Genomic DNA, 17,117 nt, shown 5'->3' with positions numbered 1-17,117 from the left:
TTACTCAACCGTAACAGACTTTGCGAGGTTGCGCGGTTTGTCTATATCGCAACTGCGTGTTTCCGCTACGTAGTAGGCGAATATCTGCAAGACGACGGCGGTCAGTATGGGGCTGAGGTCGTCCTCGCATTGTGGAATGGTGAGCATACCGTCGCTGTATTCGCCGATACTCGTATTTTCCTTGGACGCGATAGCAAGCACTGTGCCGCGTCGAGCTTGCACCGCGTTAATGTTATTGAGCATTTTATCGAGCAGTCCGCTCTGTGTAACGAGCGCGAGTGTGAGCGTGCCCTCTTCGATCAGCGCGATAGGCCCGTGTTTAAGCTCGCCCGCAGCGTACGCTTCGGCGTGGATATACGAGATCTCTTTGAGTTTGAGCGCGCCTTCGAGCGAAGCGGCGTAGTCCGCGCCGCGCCCGATAAAGAACATACATTTATGGTCGGCGTTTTTGATCGCCAGACGTTTGATATCGAAAATATCTTCGAGCCGTTCTTCTACCTTTTGGGGCAGGGCTTTAACTTCTTCGAGAAGGGTGGCATAGCGCGCGTCGGGAATGAGCCGTTTTATCTTAGCCATTTTAAGCCCTATGAGATAGAGTGCGGCGACCTGAGTGGTATAGCCCTTGGTCGTTGCGACCGCTATTTCGGGGCCTGCGTGAGTATAAAGAACGTCGTGCGCTTCGCGTGCGATCGCGCTCTCTACCACGTTGACTATCGCTATCGTGTGCGAGCCGCGTTTTTTTGCGAGCCTGAGCGCGGCGAGCGTGTCGGCGGTTTCGCCGCTCTGGCTGATTATGATCGTGAGCGTGCGGTTATCGGTGATCGGGTCGGAATAGATATATTCGCTTGCAAGTATGCAGTTTACGCGTATGCGGCAGTATTTTTCAATGAACGCCTTGCCGACGATACCCGCATGATACGCCGAGCCGCAGCCGATTATATCGATTTTGTCTATGCTGTTTACATTCTTCTCGTCGAGCACTATCTTGTCGAGAACTATGTCGTTGCCGTTTATACGCGGGCGAATAGTGTCGGTGAGCGCGCGCGGTTGTTCGTAGATCTCTTTGAGCATGAAGTGCGGATAACCGTTCTTTTCGGCTTGTGAAATATCCCAGTCGATGCGGAAAGGCGTTTTCGTTATGCTCTTGCCGTTATTATCGTAGAACAGTGCGGAATGCGAGGTGAGTGCAGCAATTTCGCCGTCAGCGAGCTGTACGAAGTCGTGTGTGTGTTCAAGCGCCGCCGAAAAGTCGGAGGCGATAAAGTTCTCGTTCTTGCCCAAACCGATTACGAGTGGATTGTCCTTGCGTATGGCGTACATGGTGTCAGGGCATTCGGCGAATATAATTCCTACCGCATACGAGCCGACAAGCCGCGCGATAACCGTTTTAAGCGCGGCGATCATATCTCCGTCATAGACCGATTGAAGAAGCTGAGCGATGACCTCGCTGTCAGTGTCACTTGCAAAGGTTACATCTTGATTGGTAAGCTCGGCTTTGAGCTCGCCGAAGTTTTCTATAATGCCGTTATGAACAATAGCAAACCGCCCGTCGCTTGAAAGGTGAGGGTGGGAGTTGCGGTCGCAAGGCACGCCGTGGGTTGCCCAGCGCGTGTGTCCTATGCCGACGGACCCGACAACATCGGGATTGTCTTTAAGCTTTTGGCGCAATGCGCTGATTTTGCCCGTAGCCTTAATTACGGTAATCTCTTCGTTTTCTACTACGGCTATGCCGCTGCTGTCGTAGCCGCGGTATTCCAAGCGTTCAAGCCCGTTCAGCAAAACGGGTACGGCTTTCTTCCTGCCGACGTATCCGATTATTCCGCACATGATTTTCTCCTTTATTCCGATTGAACGTCGTCGTTCGTTTCGGTTGCGGTTTGCGCCTCAGCTTCGTCCTTCGGTTTAAACGTGAACAATTTAATGAAAAAGACGATCACAATGATTACGATTATTGCCAGGAAAGCGTAAATGATATAATCGACGTATGCGCCGAATAAATAGCCGATAAGCGTAAGCAATCCGCAAGCAACCGCATTACCTAATACTATGCCGATTAAACCCTTAACGTACCCGACTTTTGTAATTGCCGCGACAGCACAGCCTGTCCAAACGCCCGTCATGGGTGCGGGAACGCCTACAAAAAGCGCCAAGCCGCCCATTCGCTTCAAGTCTTTTTTAGTCAAAATCTTCTTTTTGCCGCCGTCGGGCGGAGCTTCGCCGCTGTCGTCTGCTGTTTTAAGCGAGCGCGATTTCTTTTCGAATTTGTCATATAGGAATTTTCCGACCTTGGCAAAAAGCTTGGTGCGCGACAGAGCGTTTATTATCGGTATCCAAATAAGCAACAGTATGGGCGCGACAAATGACGAGCCCAAAAACGCCCAGCCGAAAGCTTCGAACGGGTTCATTCCCATTCTCAACCCGAAAAGAATAGCTACCTTCGCTTCGGCAAGCGGGATCATGGAAAGCAAAAAAACGGTCAGCGCCGAGCCGAGCGCGTTATTCATGGCGTTTGCAATATTATCTAATATAGCTGTCATACCGATATAGTATAATCGAAAATAGGGTAATATGTCAACAAGATAGAGCGAAGTCGTTTTTTATGTTCTATTTTTTAAAGAAGTTATTTTATAATATTGACAAAATTCGCGCAATGTATTATAATTTTAAGGTATTCCTACATATACTAATATATGACCTAAATTTGGGTCGTATGGAGGCGAAAATGGGTAAATATTTCGGCACCGACGGCATTCGCGGCAAGTACGGCGATAATCTGGACGCCGCGCTCGCTTACAAGGTAGGACTTGCGGTAGTCGCATACTTCGGTAAGGGTGAAATCGTGGTAGGGCGCGATACCCGCGTATCCGGTCCCGAAATCCAACAGTCGCTTATCGACGGGCTTAAACGCGGCGGCGCAGATGTTTTGACGGTGGGTGTTCTTCCTACGCCCGCAATCGCGCGCATGGCAATTAAGCACAAGGCGCTTTGCGGCATTGTTATATCGGCATCGCACAATCCGCCCGAGTATAACGGCATTAAAATTTTCGACGGCAACGGCGTAAAGCTCAGCGAGGAGCAAGAGGGTAGTATCGAGTATTATATCGACAACCCGACCGAAATGCGCGCCGTTGGCTCGGTGCGGAATATCGACGACGCGCAGGAGCAGTACGTGAACTATTTGGTCGAAACGGTCGACGCAGACATGACGGGCGCAAAGGTTTGGCTCGACTGCGGTTACGGCGCGGCTTCGACGGTTGCTAAGCAAGCGTTTGAGCGCTTGGGCGCAACGGTCGAGATAGAAAACTACAAGCTTCGCGGCGAAAAGATCAATTGCGGTTGCGGGGCGCTTCATCCCGACTATGTTCTGCATTCCATGCAAAACACCGACTATAAGCTCGGTTTTTCGTATGACGGCGACGCCGACAGGCTGTCGTTCGTGTTCGACGGCAAAATTATGGACGGCGACTCCGTATTATATAACCTCGGTCGCGAAATGTCGCTCAAAGACAACGTAGTAGTCGGAACGATACTTTCCAATACCGCGCTCGAACGACGGCTCGAAAAGGACGGACGGCGGCTCGTCCGTACGCCTGTCGGCGATAAGTATATTTGCGATCTTATGTTCAAAAAGGGGTACAACCTCGGCGGTGAGCAGAGCGGACACTATATTGTGTATCCGCAAGCGACGACGGGCGACGGCATAATGTCGAGCATGATACTCACTAAAACGCTTTATAAAAAAGGCAAGCTCGGCGAGTTCATGGAGCTCAATCTTTTCCCGCAAAAGGCGATCGCCGAATACGCCGATCAGTCGATTATGTACGAAAAGGAAATGATCGGGCTTATTGAGGACTATACCGCGCGGCTTTCCGGCATAGGCAGGCTGATAGTCAGAATGTCTGGTACCGAGCCGAAAGTTCGCGTAATGTGCGAATGCGAGGACGCGCGCAAGATAGACGAAGTACTTTCCGTGTTTAAAAAGTATATAAACACGAGAAAAGCGTAAATAATCATATTAATTCTTAATCAATAATTTCTAATTCTTGATTATTCATTGACATTCGGCATTTATATATGTTATCATTGTTAAGGCGGTTGCAGTGAACGACCGTTAAGAGGTAAGATGGCAGAACAACCTAAGAAATCCGAACGCGACGGAAAAACCGAAGCGAAGAAAAATTCGAAGCTGGGCAACATTATTTCGCCGCGCTACCGCGGCATAATTTTGACGTTCTTACTTGATATTGCGTTTTGTATTGCTTCGTTTTGGATAGCGCGCGCCGCCATGTTCAGGGCGATACCGATTGACAACTATCCGCATAACTATTTGAATTTCGAAATACCTATCATGGTTATCATGATAGCGATGCCTATATGCCTGCTCGCGCTCTTTAACTGCTACAATGTTGTGTGGAAGTTCGCGGGGCGTATCGAGTTTATGAAGTTCGCATCGGCGTACGTCGTGTCGTACTTCATACTGATGATTGTTAAGCTTATCTTCAAAGCGGCGTTCAACGTCGAGTTTTGGGGTACTCAAATTCTTTTATATGTAGTAATCGCGCTCGTGCTTACCGCAATACCGCGGTTCTCGTATATGGTGTTCGGATATATCAAGCACGTAAGGCGCGGCAATATGTCGGAGACCGATAACGCCCGTCTTAAACGCACTGTTATTTACGGCGCGGGTAACGTCGGTTCGGCGCTTAACAGTCGCTTTACTTCTAACCCCGACGAGGGCTGCGATCCCGTTGCGTATATCGACGACGATCCGGACAAGCACGGCAAAACGATAGGCGGCTGTCTCGTTGCGGGTGGCTTGGACGATATCGACGGTATAGTGGAAACGTACGATCCGGAGCTGTTCGTCATAGCGATAACCGACCTTACGAAATCGCAGTTAAAGCATATCTACGAGCGGCTCAGCAAGTTTAACGTTCCCATTAAAATGCTTCCGCCGATCAGCGACGCGAACGGCATAGCCAATTCGTCGCTAACATTGCACGATATTAAAATAGAAAGCCTTTTGGGCAGGGACGAATTCAAGGTCCGTCAAGAGCTCGTCGATATGTCTGTCAAAGATAAGGTCGTTATGGTTACGGGCGGCGCGGGCTCGATCGGCTCGGAGCTTTGCCGTCAGGCGCTCATATTCGGTTGCAAGCACCTCGTTATTTTCGATCAGCACGAGAATGGAATGTTCAATATCGACCAGGAGTTCAGCAAGCTGTACGATAAATCGCGCTACACGCTCATTATGGGTACCGTGCGCGAAAAGGACAAGCTTGCTAGCGTGCTCAAAAAATTCAAGCCCGAAACGGTATTCCACGCCGCGGCGTATAAGCACGTTCCTATGATGGAGATTGCACCTACCGAGGCGATCAAAAACAACGTGTTCGGCACTAAGAACGTTATCGAGCAGTGCCAAAAAGCGGGCGTAAAGCGGTTCGTTCTCATATCCACAGACAAGGCGGTCAACCCCGCAAACGTAATGGGCGCGAGCAAGCGCCTTGCCGAAATGCTCGTGCAAACGCGTGCCGAGGGCGGCAAAATGCAAATGGCTGCGGTGCGGTTCGGCAATGTTCTCGGCTCGTCAGGCTCGGTTATTCCCACATTCTTAAAGCAAATTCGCGAGGGCGGTCCGGTCACCGTTACCGATAGGAATATCAAACGTTATTTCATGACGATACCGGAAGCCGTAAGATTGGTGCTTCAAACGGGTGCGTTGGCGTCGAGTGGCGAGGTGTTCGTTCTCGACATGGGCGATCCCGTGTTTATCTACGACCTTGCGTGCAATCTTATTCGGCTTAACGGATATGTCCCCAACAAGGATATTCAAATAGTTATTTCGGGTCTGCGCCCCGGCGAAAAGCTGTTCGAAGAACTGCGTTACGACAAGGAGCAGGTCGATAAAACCCTGCACGAAGGCATATTCGTAACCAAGCTCGAAAATATCGACAAAACCAAGTTCGATAAGGAGCTCGACGAGCTCAAACGCTTAGCCGAAGCTGAGGACGAAGTCGGCATCGAAAAGAAGGTGTTCGATATCGTTCCGCGCGCCGCACGCGAGCAGGCGATAAAGGAGCGCGCATCGTCACTTCGCGCCGCGGAGGCCGAAGCGAAAATGACGGAAGAACAGCCTCCGACCGCCGCCGCATAGCGCATATAAACGCGATACTTATCGAGAATATTTCAATTGCGTTTGCAGTATATATAAGTAGCTCGATTGTACGGGATGTCAACCCATGTAGAACACTTTAATAAGCGCGTTTATTCGGCTCTTTTCCGCCTTCTCTCGTTTGCCGTAGCGCCGAGGCTACGCCTTCACTCGATAAGTCGATAAATAGCTCGAAAAACGCTGCTTATAAAGCGAGCATTTTTGCATAGCAAATCGGGTGTTAGACAAGGCAAAGCCCGAAGCGTAAGCCTTAGATCGGCTATGCAAGGGCTTTAACGCAGTATAACGCACGATTTGCCCGCAAAAATGTGTTCTACTCGGGTTGACATCCCGTAGGGCAAAGGAGATAAAAATGAATATGGTTTGGTGGCAAGCCATGGTACTCGGGCTTGTTCAAGGTCTGACCGAATTTTTACCTGTATCGTCGAGCGGACACCTTATATTGGTCCGCGAGCTAATGGGGCTCAATAACGGCAACGGACAGTTTAACCTGATGTTCGACGTGTTTGTGCATTTGGGCACGCTCGTTGCCGTCGTAATCGTGCTGTATAAGCCCATTCTCGAATTGTTTAAAAAACCGTTCAAGCGGTTATTAATGCTTATCGTCGCGACCATACCCGCAGTCATAGTCGGGTTCGCGTTTAAGGACTATATAGAACAGTATTTCTCGACGGCAACTTATTTGTGCTTCTTCTTCCTGTTCACGGCAATAATAATGTTTGTGAGCGAAGTAGTCGCAAAGCGCAATAAATCGCCTAAACCGCTCAGCTGGGGCGGGGCGGTAGCCATGGGCTTTATGCAGGGCGCGGGAGTATTCCCCGGTATATCGCGTTCGGGCTCGACCATATTCGGCGGCACGGTAACGGGAACGGACAGCAAAGAGGTTGCTACTTTCTCATTTCTAATGAGTATACCCGTTATTTGCGGTTCGCTGTTATTGAGTGTTATCGACGTCGCGCAAGCGGGGGCGCTTGCTCAAATAGATTGGTTTAGCATATTCGTGGGCGCAATGAGCGCGTTTGCTTCGGGCTATATTGCCATACGTGTCATGCTCAAGCTTATCGCCAAAGCAAATTACAAATGGTTCTCGCTCTACCTTTTGATCATAGCGATTTTAACTTTCTCGTTCTATTTCATCCCGTCGCTGTAATATAATAAAAAAACAAGATAAAAACCCGTTTTAGAGTGGCGTAAAGAAATAAATAACGTACCGAAATTACTCGGGCGAAAAGTTTTTTTACTAATTAATTAAATATACGACACTAAAAAAAGACGGCAATCATATATAAAAAATATGATTGCTGTATTTTTCGGTGGAACGTCGTGCGAGCACGACATAAGTATCATCACGGGCTTGCAAGCAATGAACGCCTGTCCCGTAAAGTATAAGTGCGTGGGCGTGTATATCGACCCCGACGGCGAGTGGTGGGCGGTCGACCCGAAAGGCGTCGACAGTGCGGCTGCCGTGCGCCAAAAGAAGTTCAAAAAAATAAGCGTACATATCCGCCCCGCCGAACCGTATCTGTATACTAAAAACAAGCGACTGCACAAGATAGACGCAGCTCTATTATGCATGCACGGTATGCGCGGCGAGGACGGCGCATTGCAGGGCATGCTCGATATGTGTGGCGTGCCGTATACGGGCAGCGACGTCTGCGCTTCGGCAATCGGCATGAACAAGCTCATGAGCAAAGTCCTGTTCGAAAAGAACGGGCTGAGCGTGCTTCCGTACGCCCCGATAATAAAACCCGACTACGAACGTGACGCGACCGTAGCCGTAAAGCAGGCAAGCGAACTGGGCTATCCCGTGATCGTCAAGCCTTGCAACCTCGGCAGCTCGATTGGCATATCGATAGCAAAAACGCCCGACGAGCTATACGCATCGCTGCGCGTGGCGTTCGAGTGGGACGATACCGTCATAATAGAAAAAGCGTTAGAGGATTTTATCGAGATCAACTGCGCAGTGCTCGGCGATAGTATAACGGGCAAGATCGAAGTATCCGATACCGAACAGCCCGTCGGGTGGAAAAGCTTTTTGACCTTCGACGATAAATATTCGGGTGACGTCAAGCAAACCAGGCATAAGATCCCCGCCGAGGTAGATGACGAGATAACCGCGCGCATAAAGGAACAGGCGGTTACGGCGTTTAAGTCAATAGGCGCGAGCGGTATAGCAAGGATAGACTTTCTCGTAAAAGGCGATGACGTTTTTGTGAACGAAATAAACACAATACCCGGCTCGCTGTCCAACGCATTGTTCAGAAGCAGTATGAGCTTTTCCACGCTCATACAAACGCTTATAGACACGGCGTTCAATCGTGAAAGCCGCAGAAAGGCGTTAAAACGCTCGTATACGCCCGTAACGCCTATCATAGGGAAATAATAGTCAATTAAGAATTAGAAATTAGTAATTAGGAATTAAAGAAGATGGGACTAATTAAATCACCACGCAGTGGTCAATAATTCTGAATTCTTAATTCTACATTCTGAATTAATAATATGTCATATTGCCGCATTTTTCGTCATATCAATATCTCAGTACGAAAAAGGAGATTGATATGCGAAAAAAGATTACGGCTATGGCGCTGACGGCGGCGCTTGGATTATCGCTTGCGGCGTGCGGTTCGGCGGATGACAAGGAGCTTACCAAATACACGATCACTGCGGAACTGTCGGGCGACAAAACGCTCACTGCGTCCGTAGTTGTCGACTACGTGAACAACACCGACGTCCCGCTCGACGAGGTGTGGTTTCACTTGTACCCGAACGCCTACCGCGAGGGCGCTAAATACAGCCCCGTATCCGCCAATCGCATAGCGGAAGCTTATCCCGCGGGGCGCAGTTATTCTAGCCTCGATATTCAGTCGGTAACGGTAAACGGCAACGCAGTCGATATCACCGTAGCGGGCGAGGACGAGAATATTCTCTCTGTTGCGACGGGCACGCTCGACCCGACCGATAAGGCTCAAATCCAAATCGATTATACTCTTAAACTTCCCGAGGTGCGGCACCGTCTCGGTTATACCGATAAATCGGTCAACCTCGCCAATTTCTATCCCATAGCGTGCGTGTACGAGAACGGCGCGTTCGTAGCCGATCCGTACTATTCGAGCGGCGATCCGTTTTACAGCGAGTGCGCCGATTACGAAGTAACGCTCACGCTGCCCGAGGGCTACGAGTGCGCGGCGACGGGCGTAGTCAGTCAAAAGACCGAAAACACCGCAGGCGAGAGCGTAACCGTCACTTACGAAATGAAAGCGGAGAACGTTCGCGACTTCGCGGCGGTGTGCGGTGAGTACCAAAAAATGAGCGGGCTGTCCGACGAGGTAATAGTCAACTATTACTACTATAACGACGCCGACGCAGAGGGCGCGCTTGCTGCGGCTATCGACTCTGTGCGCGTGTTCGGCGAGCTGTTCGGCGATTATCCGTACGCCGAGTATACCGTCGTCCAGACCGGCTTTTTGCAGGGCGGAATGGAATATCCCGCGCTGTCAATGATCTCCGACGAGTGCACGGGCGACGTCAAAAAGGACGTAATCATCCACGAAACGGCGCACCAGTGGTGGTACGGCGCTGTGGGCAACAACGAGGTCAAGTACGCCTGGCTAGACGAAGGTCTTGCCGAGTATTCGACCATGATGTTCTATGAGAACGCCGAGGGCTATAACTATACGTTCAACGCTAAGCGCGCCGACGCGCTGTCCGCGTATATGCTGTACTGCGAAACGTATAAAAACAACGGGCTCGGCGATACGTCCATGACCCGCGCCGTAAACGAGTACGACGGCGAAACGGAATACACGTACATGACCTACGTTAAGGGCGCGCTCATGCTCGACGACGTTCGAAACACCGTCGGCTCGACCGCGTTCCTCAACGGCTTAAAGACCTACTATAAGGACAATAAGTTCGGCATAGCCGAGCCGCAAAACCTCGTAGGCGCAATGGAAAGCTCATCCAAACGCCAGCTTAACGCGCTATTCGATTCGTGGCTGAACGGCAACGTCAAGCTTTATTCCTCGCACTGATAAATTTCGACGGTATTCGACCGTTATCGACCTTTTTACACAGTGCAATGTGCATAACTATGTGCATAAGTGCATAACTTTGCCCGTATAATAATGGTTTGCAAAAAGGATTTTCTTTCAAATGGCATTCGTTACTATCAAAAAGAAAACGGTTATCGTCGTTCTTTCGCTGATAATCGCGGTCGTGTCGGCGTTCGCGGTGGGCGCAACCGTAATTGCCTCCGCGCGCGCCGATAACGGCATTACGATCGTTATCGACGCGGGACACGGCGGTGCGGACGGCGGCGTGGTCGGCAAGACCACGGGGACCAAGGAAAGCGACATAAACCTGTCCATAAGCAAGTACCTCGGCAAGTATCTCGAAAACGCGGGGTATAACGTAGTCATGACGCGCAGCGATTCGGCGGCTGTGAGCGGCGGGGTAAAATACAGCAAGCGCGACGATATGCGCGCCCGCCGCGATATCCTTTCCTCCGCCGCGCCCGACCTCGTGATAAGCGTGCATTGCAATTCCTATCCCGTATCCACGGTATCGGGCGCACAAACCTTTTTCGCGACCGACCCCAAGGGCGAGTTTTTCGCGAACAAGGTTCAAAGCTATTTCAACGACGTGCTAAACGACAAACCGCGTTCGGCTGCGGTAGGCGACTACTACATACTCAAATGCAGCGAGTACCCGTCCATACTGTGCGAGTGCGGATTCCTGTCCAACTCCGTCGAGGAGAACAAGCTGATCACCGCAAGCTATCAGGAAAAGGTAGCGTACACCATTTTTTCGGCGGTCGACGCCGTGTTCATGGACGACAGCAGGAGCTGAGCCTGTCGCGTTTAATCAAATTCTAATCTGTCTTTAATTCCATTTTTATAAAAAGACTTGCAATCGGTTATCCGTTGTGATAGAATATAAGCGAAGGAGGAATTACAACAATGCAATTCTTATCGTTATCGGGCGGCGCAATCGGCGGAATAGTCGCGGGTGCTGTCGCACTTCTACTTATAATAATAGCTATTTGGTATATCACTACCAAGAACAAGCTCGTTTCGCTTCGCAACGACACCGAGGAAGCGTTCTCCACGATGGACGTTCACATGAAAAAGCGTTACGACCTCATTCCCAACCTCGTCGAAACGTGCAAGGGCTACACCAAGCACGAGGGCGAAACGCTCTCGCGAGTGACCGCCGCGCGTAACGCGTGTATTGCCTCTACCGGCAACGACCGCGTAGCCGCCGAGCGCGAGCTTGGAATGTCGCTCCATACGCTGCTTAACTCGGTAAGGGAGAACTATCCCGAGCTCAAAGCCGACCGCCAGTTCATGAACCTTGCCAACCAGCTCGAACAGATAGAGCACGAGATTGCTCAGAGCCGTAAGTTCTATAACGCGGTCATTAAAAAGTTCAATACCAAGATCGAGCAGTTCCCGTCGAGCATCGTAGCGGGTCGCATGAAGCTCGAACGCAAGCTGTACTTCGAGCTCGACGACGTGAGCGAGCGCGTAGCGCCCCGCGTCAGTTTTCAATAACCCGATTTTTGAATAGCTAACTTTTCGAACGGTGTGCTCTGCGCATCGTTCGTTTGCGTTTGTTTTAAGGAGAGATAAATGGCAAAGCGCAAATCATCCGGCGCTGCCGGCAACGTTTTTCTGGTCGTTGTGTTCATTATATTCGTCACCGTTTTCGCGCTCGTGGCGTTTCTGCCCGACGACGATGACGGGGTTTCGTACAGACCGTTGGATAAAGGTATGTACTTCGAGAGCTTCGACGTAGATATCGAGTTTAACGACGACCGCTCGTGTACGGTCAGGGAAGTAATCGAAGTTAAGTTTCTCGAATCGAGCCACGGCATATACGTGGATATTCCCGTCAATTCGGGTGAAAAGGTGCGTAACCTTACCGTGAGCACCGAGCCGTCGCGCAGGTGCAAGATTTCGCACGAGAGCAGTAACAAGATCGTGCGCGCGCGTATAGGCGACGAGGACAAAGAATTCCGTAGGCACGACACGCTCGTTTGCAATATTCAATACGATATGATAACGCCCGAGCACTCAATGGGCGCGGATATTTTGGCGTTCAACGCGATAGGCGGCGGCTGGACCTGCCTTACCAAAAACGCGAATATCCGCATGACTTATCCAGTTGCGCCCGAGGATGCGGGCGAGACATATCCCGTCGCGTCCGAGGATGTGGGCGACAGCTACGGCATTTGGATAGGCGGCGAAAAGGTAACGTACAACACGGAAGGCGTGGACGTTGCGTGGTCTAACGGCAATAAAACTGTCGAGATAAGTATAGCCGATCGGTTCGAAAAAGCTTTGCAGTACAAGAATGAAGACTCCTATGCGCTTAAAAATTACGAGAACGTAGAGCTTGCTTGTAAAATGCCGGACGGCACGTTGCATAACCGCGTCGATCTTGAATTTCTGCTTACGCTCGGGCTCGGCGCAGCGCTCGTTGTTATCGTAGTCGTTTTGAAGTTTATTTTCAAGAATAAAGAGCTCACGCCCATAGTCGATTTCTACCCGCCGCGCGTCGACGGAAAGGGCGATAAAAAGCGGCATATGCTGCCCGTGCAAATAGGCAAGCTTATAGACGGCGGGTGCTCGAACGAGGACGTTACCTCGCTCATATTCTATTGGGCTAGCAAGGGCTATCTCGCGATAGAAGAAAAGGACGGCGAAACCTATTTCAAAAAGCTTAAAGGAGTGAGCGCAGTCACCAACTACGAAAAGAAAATGTTCGACGCGTTGTTCTCGTACGGTGACGCCGACGAAGACGGAAATAAAAAGGTCGCCATGAGCACGCTCAAAGGCAAGTTTGCGAGTGCGTTGAATAACGTTAAGAACGGCGTAAACAACGAGTATCGCGGCAAGCTGTACAAAAAGAGCGGTATCGGTCTTACGGCGGGTATGGCAATTCTTTGCGGGCTGTATTCGATAGGTATAAGCGTATTGACTTCGCTTAGAGTCGGTCGGTTGTTTTTCGCATTCGGCGGCGTGCTCGCGGGCGCGTTCCAAGTACTGTCTGCGTTGGCGGGGCTTATGCTCGGCGCGTACTATCATAAGCTGGGCGACACCAAGCGAAAGGTCTTGACGGGCTTATACGCTGCGGTGAACGTAGGGCTTGCGCTTATCGTGGCGATCGCCGTGCCGATTGACGTTATGGGTTGGTTGGAGCGAATAATTTTTGCGTGCGCGCTGTGCGTGCCCATGACGCTCGTGCCGTTCTTTATCCTGCGTACCGATTACTATGACGCGCAGCTGAATATGATACTCGGCTTCCGCAATTTCCTGCGCGACGCAGAGAAAGCTCAGCTCGAAACGCTCTTAGAGGACGATCCGCAGTATTACTACGATATCCTGCCGTACGCAAACGTTCTCGGCGTGTCGCAGATCTGGGCGGATAAATTCAAGGATATTACCGTCGAGCCTCCGACATACTATTACGGAACGAGTCGCACGGTGTTCGACGTGTTCGTTATAACGCACGTCATGAACAACGTCGGCAGCACGCTCAGCGTTCAGCCCAAGTCAAGCGGCGGTAGTTTTTCGAGCCACGGCGGTGGCGGCGGACACAGCGGCGGCGGCTTCTCGGGGGGAAGCTTTGGGGGAGGCGGCGGTGGTCGCTGGTAGTTCGAGATTATATGCATCGGCGGATACGGGCTACGCTTGCCACGCCCGCTAGGTCATGTACTTCGGTGTACACTCCCGTCGCGGGCGTGTCAACTGTTGCCCGTCTGCGCCGTGCCTATAATCTCTCACATGCGCTCTAAAAACACTTTATAAAAATTAATTAAGCGAGGCGATTATGGTCGATAACGTAATACTCGGCGCGAGCCCGGACGACGTAGCGTTCGCGATCGATAGCTGTGATTTTGTAGTCACCGACAGTAACGTTGCGTCTATTTATCCCGAACTGTCCGAAAATGCGTTCGTTATCCCTGCGGGCGAAAAGTCCAAGCAGCAATCGGTGTTGTTTTCGATTATAGGCGAAATGTATTCGAGAGGGCTCACTCGTGGCGATAGGGTAGCCGCGCTCGGCGGCGGAGTCGTAGGCGATATTACGGGCTTGGCGGCGGCGCTGTATATGCGCGGGCTCGAATGGATAAATATTCCGACGACCCTTCTCGCGCAGGTAGACTCGGGCATAGGCGGCAAAACGGCTATCGATATGTTCGGGGTCAAGAACCTCGTCGGTGCGTTCTATCCGCCCAAGAAAACGTTTATCTCGTACGATTTTTTGGATACCCTTAACGACAGAGAACGCATTTGCGGCTACGGCGAGCTGATTAAAACCTGCCTTCTTAAAGAGGACGCGTATTACGATTTGCTTTTAAATATTCCGCGGCTTGTAACGTTCGAGCGCGATACCGTGTATTCGCTTATCGAGAAAGCGGTGGCTATTAAGCGCGAGGTGGTCAAGCGCGACCCCAAGGAAAAGAATTTGCGCGCCGTGCTCAACGTGGGGCATACGGTAGGGCACGCGCTCGAAAGCGTGGACGAATACCGATTGAGCCACGGTGAATACGTGCTGAAAGGCATGATGACGGAAAGTGCTATGTTCGGCGATTTCGTGTGCCGTTCGTTCGGCGATCAGCTAATAAGACTATGCAAGTTGTTTACCGCTCCGCCGCACTCCACGGCAAATTCGGTGGTCGAGCGCGCAATGGGAGATAAAAAGAACGTCGGGGAAAATATCACGATCATGTTGCCGATAAATGCGGGCGATATAGTGCGTTTGTCTGTTTCGGTAGACGAGTTCGCCGAGCGTTACGACATCGCGATCAAGCAATTGAGGAAGTCGTAAAGAGTTATGAAAATCGCATTGCTCGGAAACGGTATGGGGACGCGTTCGTCCGACCTTCATAGAGCGATAGCAAAGGCGATAGGCGCGCCGTTGGAGTTCGAGGTAAAGAACGCGGTGCGCGATACGCTTGCGGCGACGGTCGGAGAGCTATTAAATAGCTACGACGGGTTTTTCGTAACCAAGCCGTACAAGAACGATATTTCAAGATTTATAGGGAACAAAAGCGGCAGTGTGAACGTAGTCCGCTCGCGCGACAGAAAAGCGTTTAACACTGACGGTGCAGGGTTCGTTCGCGCGCTCGACCGTAACTTTATCGATTGGCGGACTAAGGTAAAAAGCGCTGTCGTGCTCGGCGCCGGCGGCGGCGCGTACGCAGTAACAAAAGAACTCATCGCGCTCGGCAAAAAGGTGTTCGTGCTTAACCGAACGCTCAAACACGCGTTAAGGCTGTCCACACTCGGCGCGGAGCTGTATACCAATCAGCCTGCAGAGCTTATTATTAACTGTACGCCGCTCGGAACGTACGGTGAGGACGCGCTCAAAACGCTGTGCGTTCAGCCTTATTTCGATTATGCGTTCGATCTTGTTTACACCGACGATACGCCGTTTTTAAGGCGAATACGCGCCCTCGGCGGGCAGACGGCTAACGGGTCCGGTATGCTTATTTATCAGGCGATTGAGGGTGCTAGAATTATTACAGATGGGGATTTCGATATAGAAGACGTGTACGAAAAAGTGAGAGCGGAGCTCGGAGGGAGGTTGTGAAAATTTTGGTTTTGAAAGGGATCGATTTTAATATTACGGTTAAGCGCGGTGTAGACGGATATTTCGCTGCGCTTGCGTACCTTGCGGGTATGTGCAATGGTTAATCCCAACGGCAGAAACATTGCGCTCATCGGCGCTATGGGTAGCGGTAAAAGCGCTTGGGCTAAGCTGTATTCTGAAACGTTCGGCGTTCCGTATTTTGACACCGACGAGGAGATTACGCGCCGCTACGGCTCGATTTCGGGCATATTCGAGCGCGAGGGTGAGCAGACTTTTAGAAAGTACGAGCTCGAAGCGGTAAAGGAAGCCATAAGATATAACCCGTATATAATCGCTTGCGGTGGCGGCGTTGTGCTAAGCCACGAGTGCATGGCGATACTTAGGCGGCACTGCGACATAGTGTGGCTGACCGCGCCCGTCGAGGTTTTAAAGGATCGCATAGCCTCGTCCGACCGTCCGCTCAAAACCGAGCTCGAAAGACTTGTAAAGGAGCGCGAACCGCTTTACCGCAGATACGCCGACTATATATTCGATAATTCGGACGAACCCTATATCTTGAATTTCATGGGTATGCTGTTAAAGCCGAGAAAGAACAGGTACGACGTTGTTCTTTGCGACGCCGACGATACGCTGCTTGATTTTAAGACGGCGATGCGTTATTCCGTTTTGCACGCGGCGCATACGGTCGGTGTTAAGACGGACGACGAAACGGTGGTCAAAGTATACGCCGCTATCACAAACGAGATTTGGGGCGCGTTGGAGCGCAAAGAAATAACGCGGGAAGAGCTCGATCGTAAGCGGTTCGGTTTGTTTGTCGAGCGGTTGGGCGAGAGCGTAGACCCGCACAAAATGAAAGATCTTTTTATAACCGCAATGTGCAAAACGCGGTATATCCTGAACGGCTCGATAGAATTCTTACGCAAGGTCCGCGCGCGCGGCGCTAAGGTTTATATAGCTACCAACAGCTTTAAGCATATAGCGAGCGAACGGCTGAAAGCGCTGGAAGGCGAGCACGACGGATATTTTATTTCGCAGGACATCGGCTACGAAAAACCGGACACGCGGTATTTTAACGGCGTGTTCGATAAAATAGGCAATCCCGATAAGTCGCGCGTGATCATGGTAGGCGACAGCAATACCGCCGATATCGCGGGCGGAAAGAATGCGGGGATAGACACTTGCTTTTTTGACCCGTCGGGAAGGCTCGAAACTTCCGCCGATTACAGAATTCGGGCGTATGACGATTTTTTCGATATATTGTAAATTGCTTGGAAAAAATTACTAAAATACTCTAAATATGTTTGTCAAAAACAAATAAAAGCGATATAATATAAGCGGAACTAAAATC

At 50.8% G+C, this 17,117-nt stretch carries 13 protein-coding genes; 11 read left to right on the top strand and 2 right to left on the bottom strand.

The genetic code is table 11. The features are described from left to right. Both glmS and HDT28_02570 read right to left on the bottom strand, forming a co-directional pair. The gene (gene glmS, locus HDT28_02575) at nucleotides 1-1,827 is read right to left on the bottom strand and encodes a glutamine--fructose-6-phosphate transaminase (isomerizing) (protein ID MBD5131467.1); all 1,827 of its coding nucleotides are present in this window, start codon (nucleotides 1,825-1,827) and stop codon (nucleotides 1-3) included. Nucleotides 1,828-1,838: 11 nt separating this feature from the next. Further along, nucleotides 1,839-2,537, bottom strand: a complete 699-nt coding sequence (locus tag HDT28_02570) for a small multi-drug export protein (GenBank protein ID MBD5131466.1) — start codon at nucleotides 2,535-2,537, stop codon at nucleotides 1,839-1,841. A gap of 185 nt (nucleotides 2,538-2,722) precedes the next feature. On the opposite strand from HDT28_02570, the gene HDT28_02565 reads away from it, so the two are divergent. The 11 genes from HDT28_02565 to HDT28_02515 all read left to right on the top strand — a co-directional run bounded on the left by HDT28_02565 (nucleotide 2,723) and on the right by HDT28_02515 (nucleotide 17,032). Further along, nucleotides 2,723-4,006 (top strand): phosphoglucosamine mutase, encoded by a 1,284-nt coding sequence (locus tag HDT28_02565; protein ID MBD5131465.1) that lies wholly within the window; start codon nucleotides 2,723-2,725, stop codon nucleotides 4,004-4,006. A gap of 117 nt (nucleotides 4,007-4,123) precedes the next feature. Beyond that, nucleotides 4,124-6,154, top strand: a complete 2,031-nt coding sequence (locus HDT28_02560) for a polysaccharide biosynthesis protein (GenBank protein ID MBD5131464.1) — start codon at nucleotides 4,124-4,126, stop codon at nucleotides 6,152-6,154. A gap of 370 nt (nucleotides 6,155-6,524) precedes the next feature. Then, nucleotides 6,525-7,322: an undecaprenyl-diphosphate phosphatase gene (locus HDT28_02555; GenBank protein MBD5131463.1), complete on the top strand. Its 798-nt coding sequence runs from the start codon at nucleotides 6,525-6,527 to the stop codon at nucleotides 7,320-7,322. Between the two features lie 144 nt (nucleotides 7,323-7,466). Continuing rightward, nucleotides 7,467-8,555, top strand: a complete 1,089-nt coding sequence (locus tag HDT28_02550; protein ID MBD5131462.1) for a D-alanine--D-alanine ligase — start codon at nucleotides 7,467-7,469, stop codon at nucleotides 8,553-8,555. A gap of 175 nt (nucleotides 8,556-8,730) precedes the next feature. Further along, a complete protein-coding gene (locus tag HDT28_02545; protein ID MBD5131461.1) occupies nucleotides 8,731-10,203 on the top strand; it encodes a M1 family metallopeptidase in 1,473 nt (490 codons plus the stop codon). Nucleotides 10,204-10,324: 121 nt separating this feature from the next. Continuing rightward, nucleotides 10,325-11,020: an N-acetylmuramoyl-L-alanine amidase gene (locus tag HDT28_02540; protein ID MBD5131460.1), complete on the top strand. Its 696-nt coding sequence runs from the start codon at nucleotides 10,325-10,327 to the stop codon at nucleotides 11,018-11,020. 110 nt (nucleotides 11,021-11,130) lie between these two features. Continuing rightward, nucleotides 11,131-11,724 (top strand): LemA family protein, encoded by a 594-nt coding sequence (locus tag HDT28_02535; GenBank protein MBD5131459.1) that lies wholly within the window; start codon nucleotides 11,131-11,133, stop codon nucleotides 11,722-11,724. Nucleotides 11,725-11,802: 78 nt separating this feature from the next. After that, a complete protein-coding gene (locus HDT28_02530; protein MBD5131458.1) occupies nucleotides 11,803-13,830 on the top strand; it encodes a DUF2207 domain-containing protein in 2,028 nt (675 codons plus the stop codon). A 175-nt stretch (nucleotides 13,831-14,005) separates the two neighbouring features. Next, nucleotides 14,006-15,004 (top strand): 3-dehydroquinate synthase, encoded by a 999-nt coding sequence (locus HDT28_02525; GenBank protein MBD5131457.1) that lies wholly within the window; start codon nucleotides 14,006-14,008, stop codon nucleotides 15,002-15,004. A gap of 6 nt (nucleotides 15,005-15,010) precedes the next feature. Beyond that, nucleotides 15,011-15,769, top strand: a complete 759-nt coding sequence (locus HDT28_02520) for a hypothetical protein (protein ID MBD5131456.1) — start codon at nucleotides 15,011-15,013, stop codon at nucleotides 15,767-15,769. Between the two features lie 96 nt (nucleotides 15,770-15,865). Then, the gene (locus HDT28_02515; GenBank protein ID MBD5131455.1) at nucleotides 15,866-17,032 is read left to right on the top strand and encodes an HAD-IA family hydrolase; all 1,167 of its coding nucleotides are present in this window, start codon (nucleotides 15,866-15,868) and stop codon (nucleotides 17,030-17,032) included. Nucleotides 17,033-17,117 lie beyond the last annotated feature (85 nt).

The organism is Clostridiales bacterium, assembly GCA_014799665.1.
GTDB lineage: Bacteria > Bacillota > Clostridia > Christensenellales > Pumilibacteraceae > Anaerocaecibacter.
Note: the sequence above shows the minus strand (reverse complement) of the source record. Positions and strands in the feature narration are given on the sequence as shown.

Excerpts from the sequence above, each read along its gene's own strand:
- glmS (MBD5131467.1), bottom strand. The coding sequence starts at position 1,827 with ATGTGCGGAATAATCGGATACGTCGGCAGGAAGAAAGCCGTACCCGTT.
- HDT28_02570 (MBD5131466.1), bottom strand. The coding sequence starts at position 2,537 with ATGACAGCTATATTAGATAATATTGCAAACGCCATGAATAACGCGCTC.
- HDT28_02565 (MBD5131465.1), top strand. The coding sequence starts at position 2,723 with ATGGGTAAATATTTCGGCACCGACGGCATTCGCGGCAAGTACGGCGAT.
- HDT28_02560 (MBD5131464.1), top strand. The coding sequence starts at position 4,124 with ATGGCAGAACAACCTAAGAAATCCGAACGCGACGGAAAAACCGAAGCG.
- HDT28_02555 (MBD5131463.1), top strand. The coding sequence starts at position 6,525 with ATGAATATGGTTTGGTGGCAAGCCATGGTACTCGGGCTTGTTCAAGGT.
- HDT28_02550 (MBD5131462.1), top strand. The coding sequence starts at position 7,467 with ATGATTGCTGTATTTTTCGGTGGAACGTCGTGCGAGCACGACATAAGT.
- HDT28_02545 (MBD5131461.1), top strand. The coding sequence starts at position 8,731 with ATGCGAAAAAAGATTACGGCTATGGCGCTGACGGCGGCGCTTGGATTA.
- HDT28_02540 (MBD5131460.1), top strand. The coding sequence starts at position 10,325 with ATGGCATTCGTTACTATCAAAAAGAAAACGGTTATCGTCGTTCTTTCG.
- HDT28_02535 (MBD5131459.1), top strand. The coding sequence starts at position 11,131 with ATGCAATTCTTATCGTTATCGGGCGGCGCAATCGGCGGAATAGTCGCG.
- HDT28_02530 (MBD5131458.1), top strand. The coding sequence starts at position 11,803 with ATGGCAAAGCGCAAATCATCCGGCGCTGCCGGCAACGTTTTTCTGGTC.
- HDT28_02525 (MBD5131457.1), top strand. The coding sequence starts at position 14,006 with ATGGTCGATAACGTAATACTCGGCGCGAGCCCGGACGACGTAGCGTTC.
- HDT28_02520 (MBD5131456.1), top strand. The coding sequence starts at position 15,011 with ATGAAAATCGCATTGCTCGGAAACGGTATGGGGACGCGTTCGTCCGAC.
- HDT28_02515 (MBD5131455.1), top strand. The coding sequence starts at position 15,866 with ATGGTTAATCCCAACGGCAGAAACATTGCGCTCATCGGCGCTATGGGT.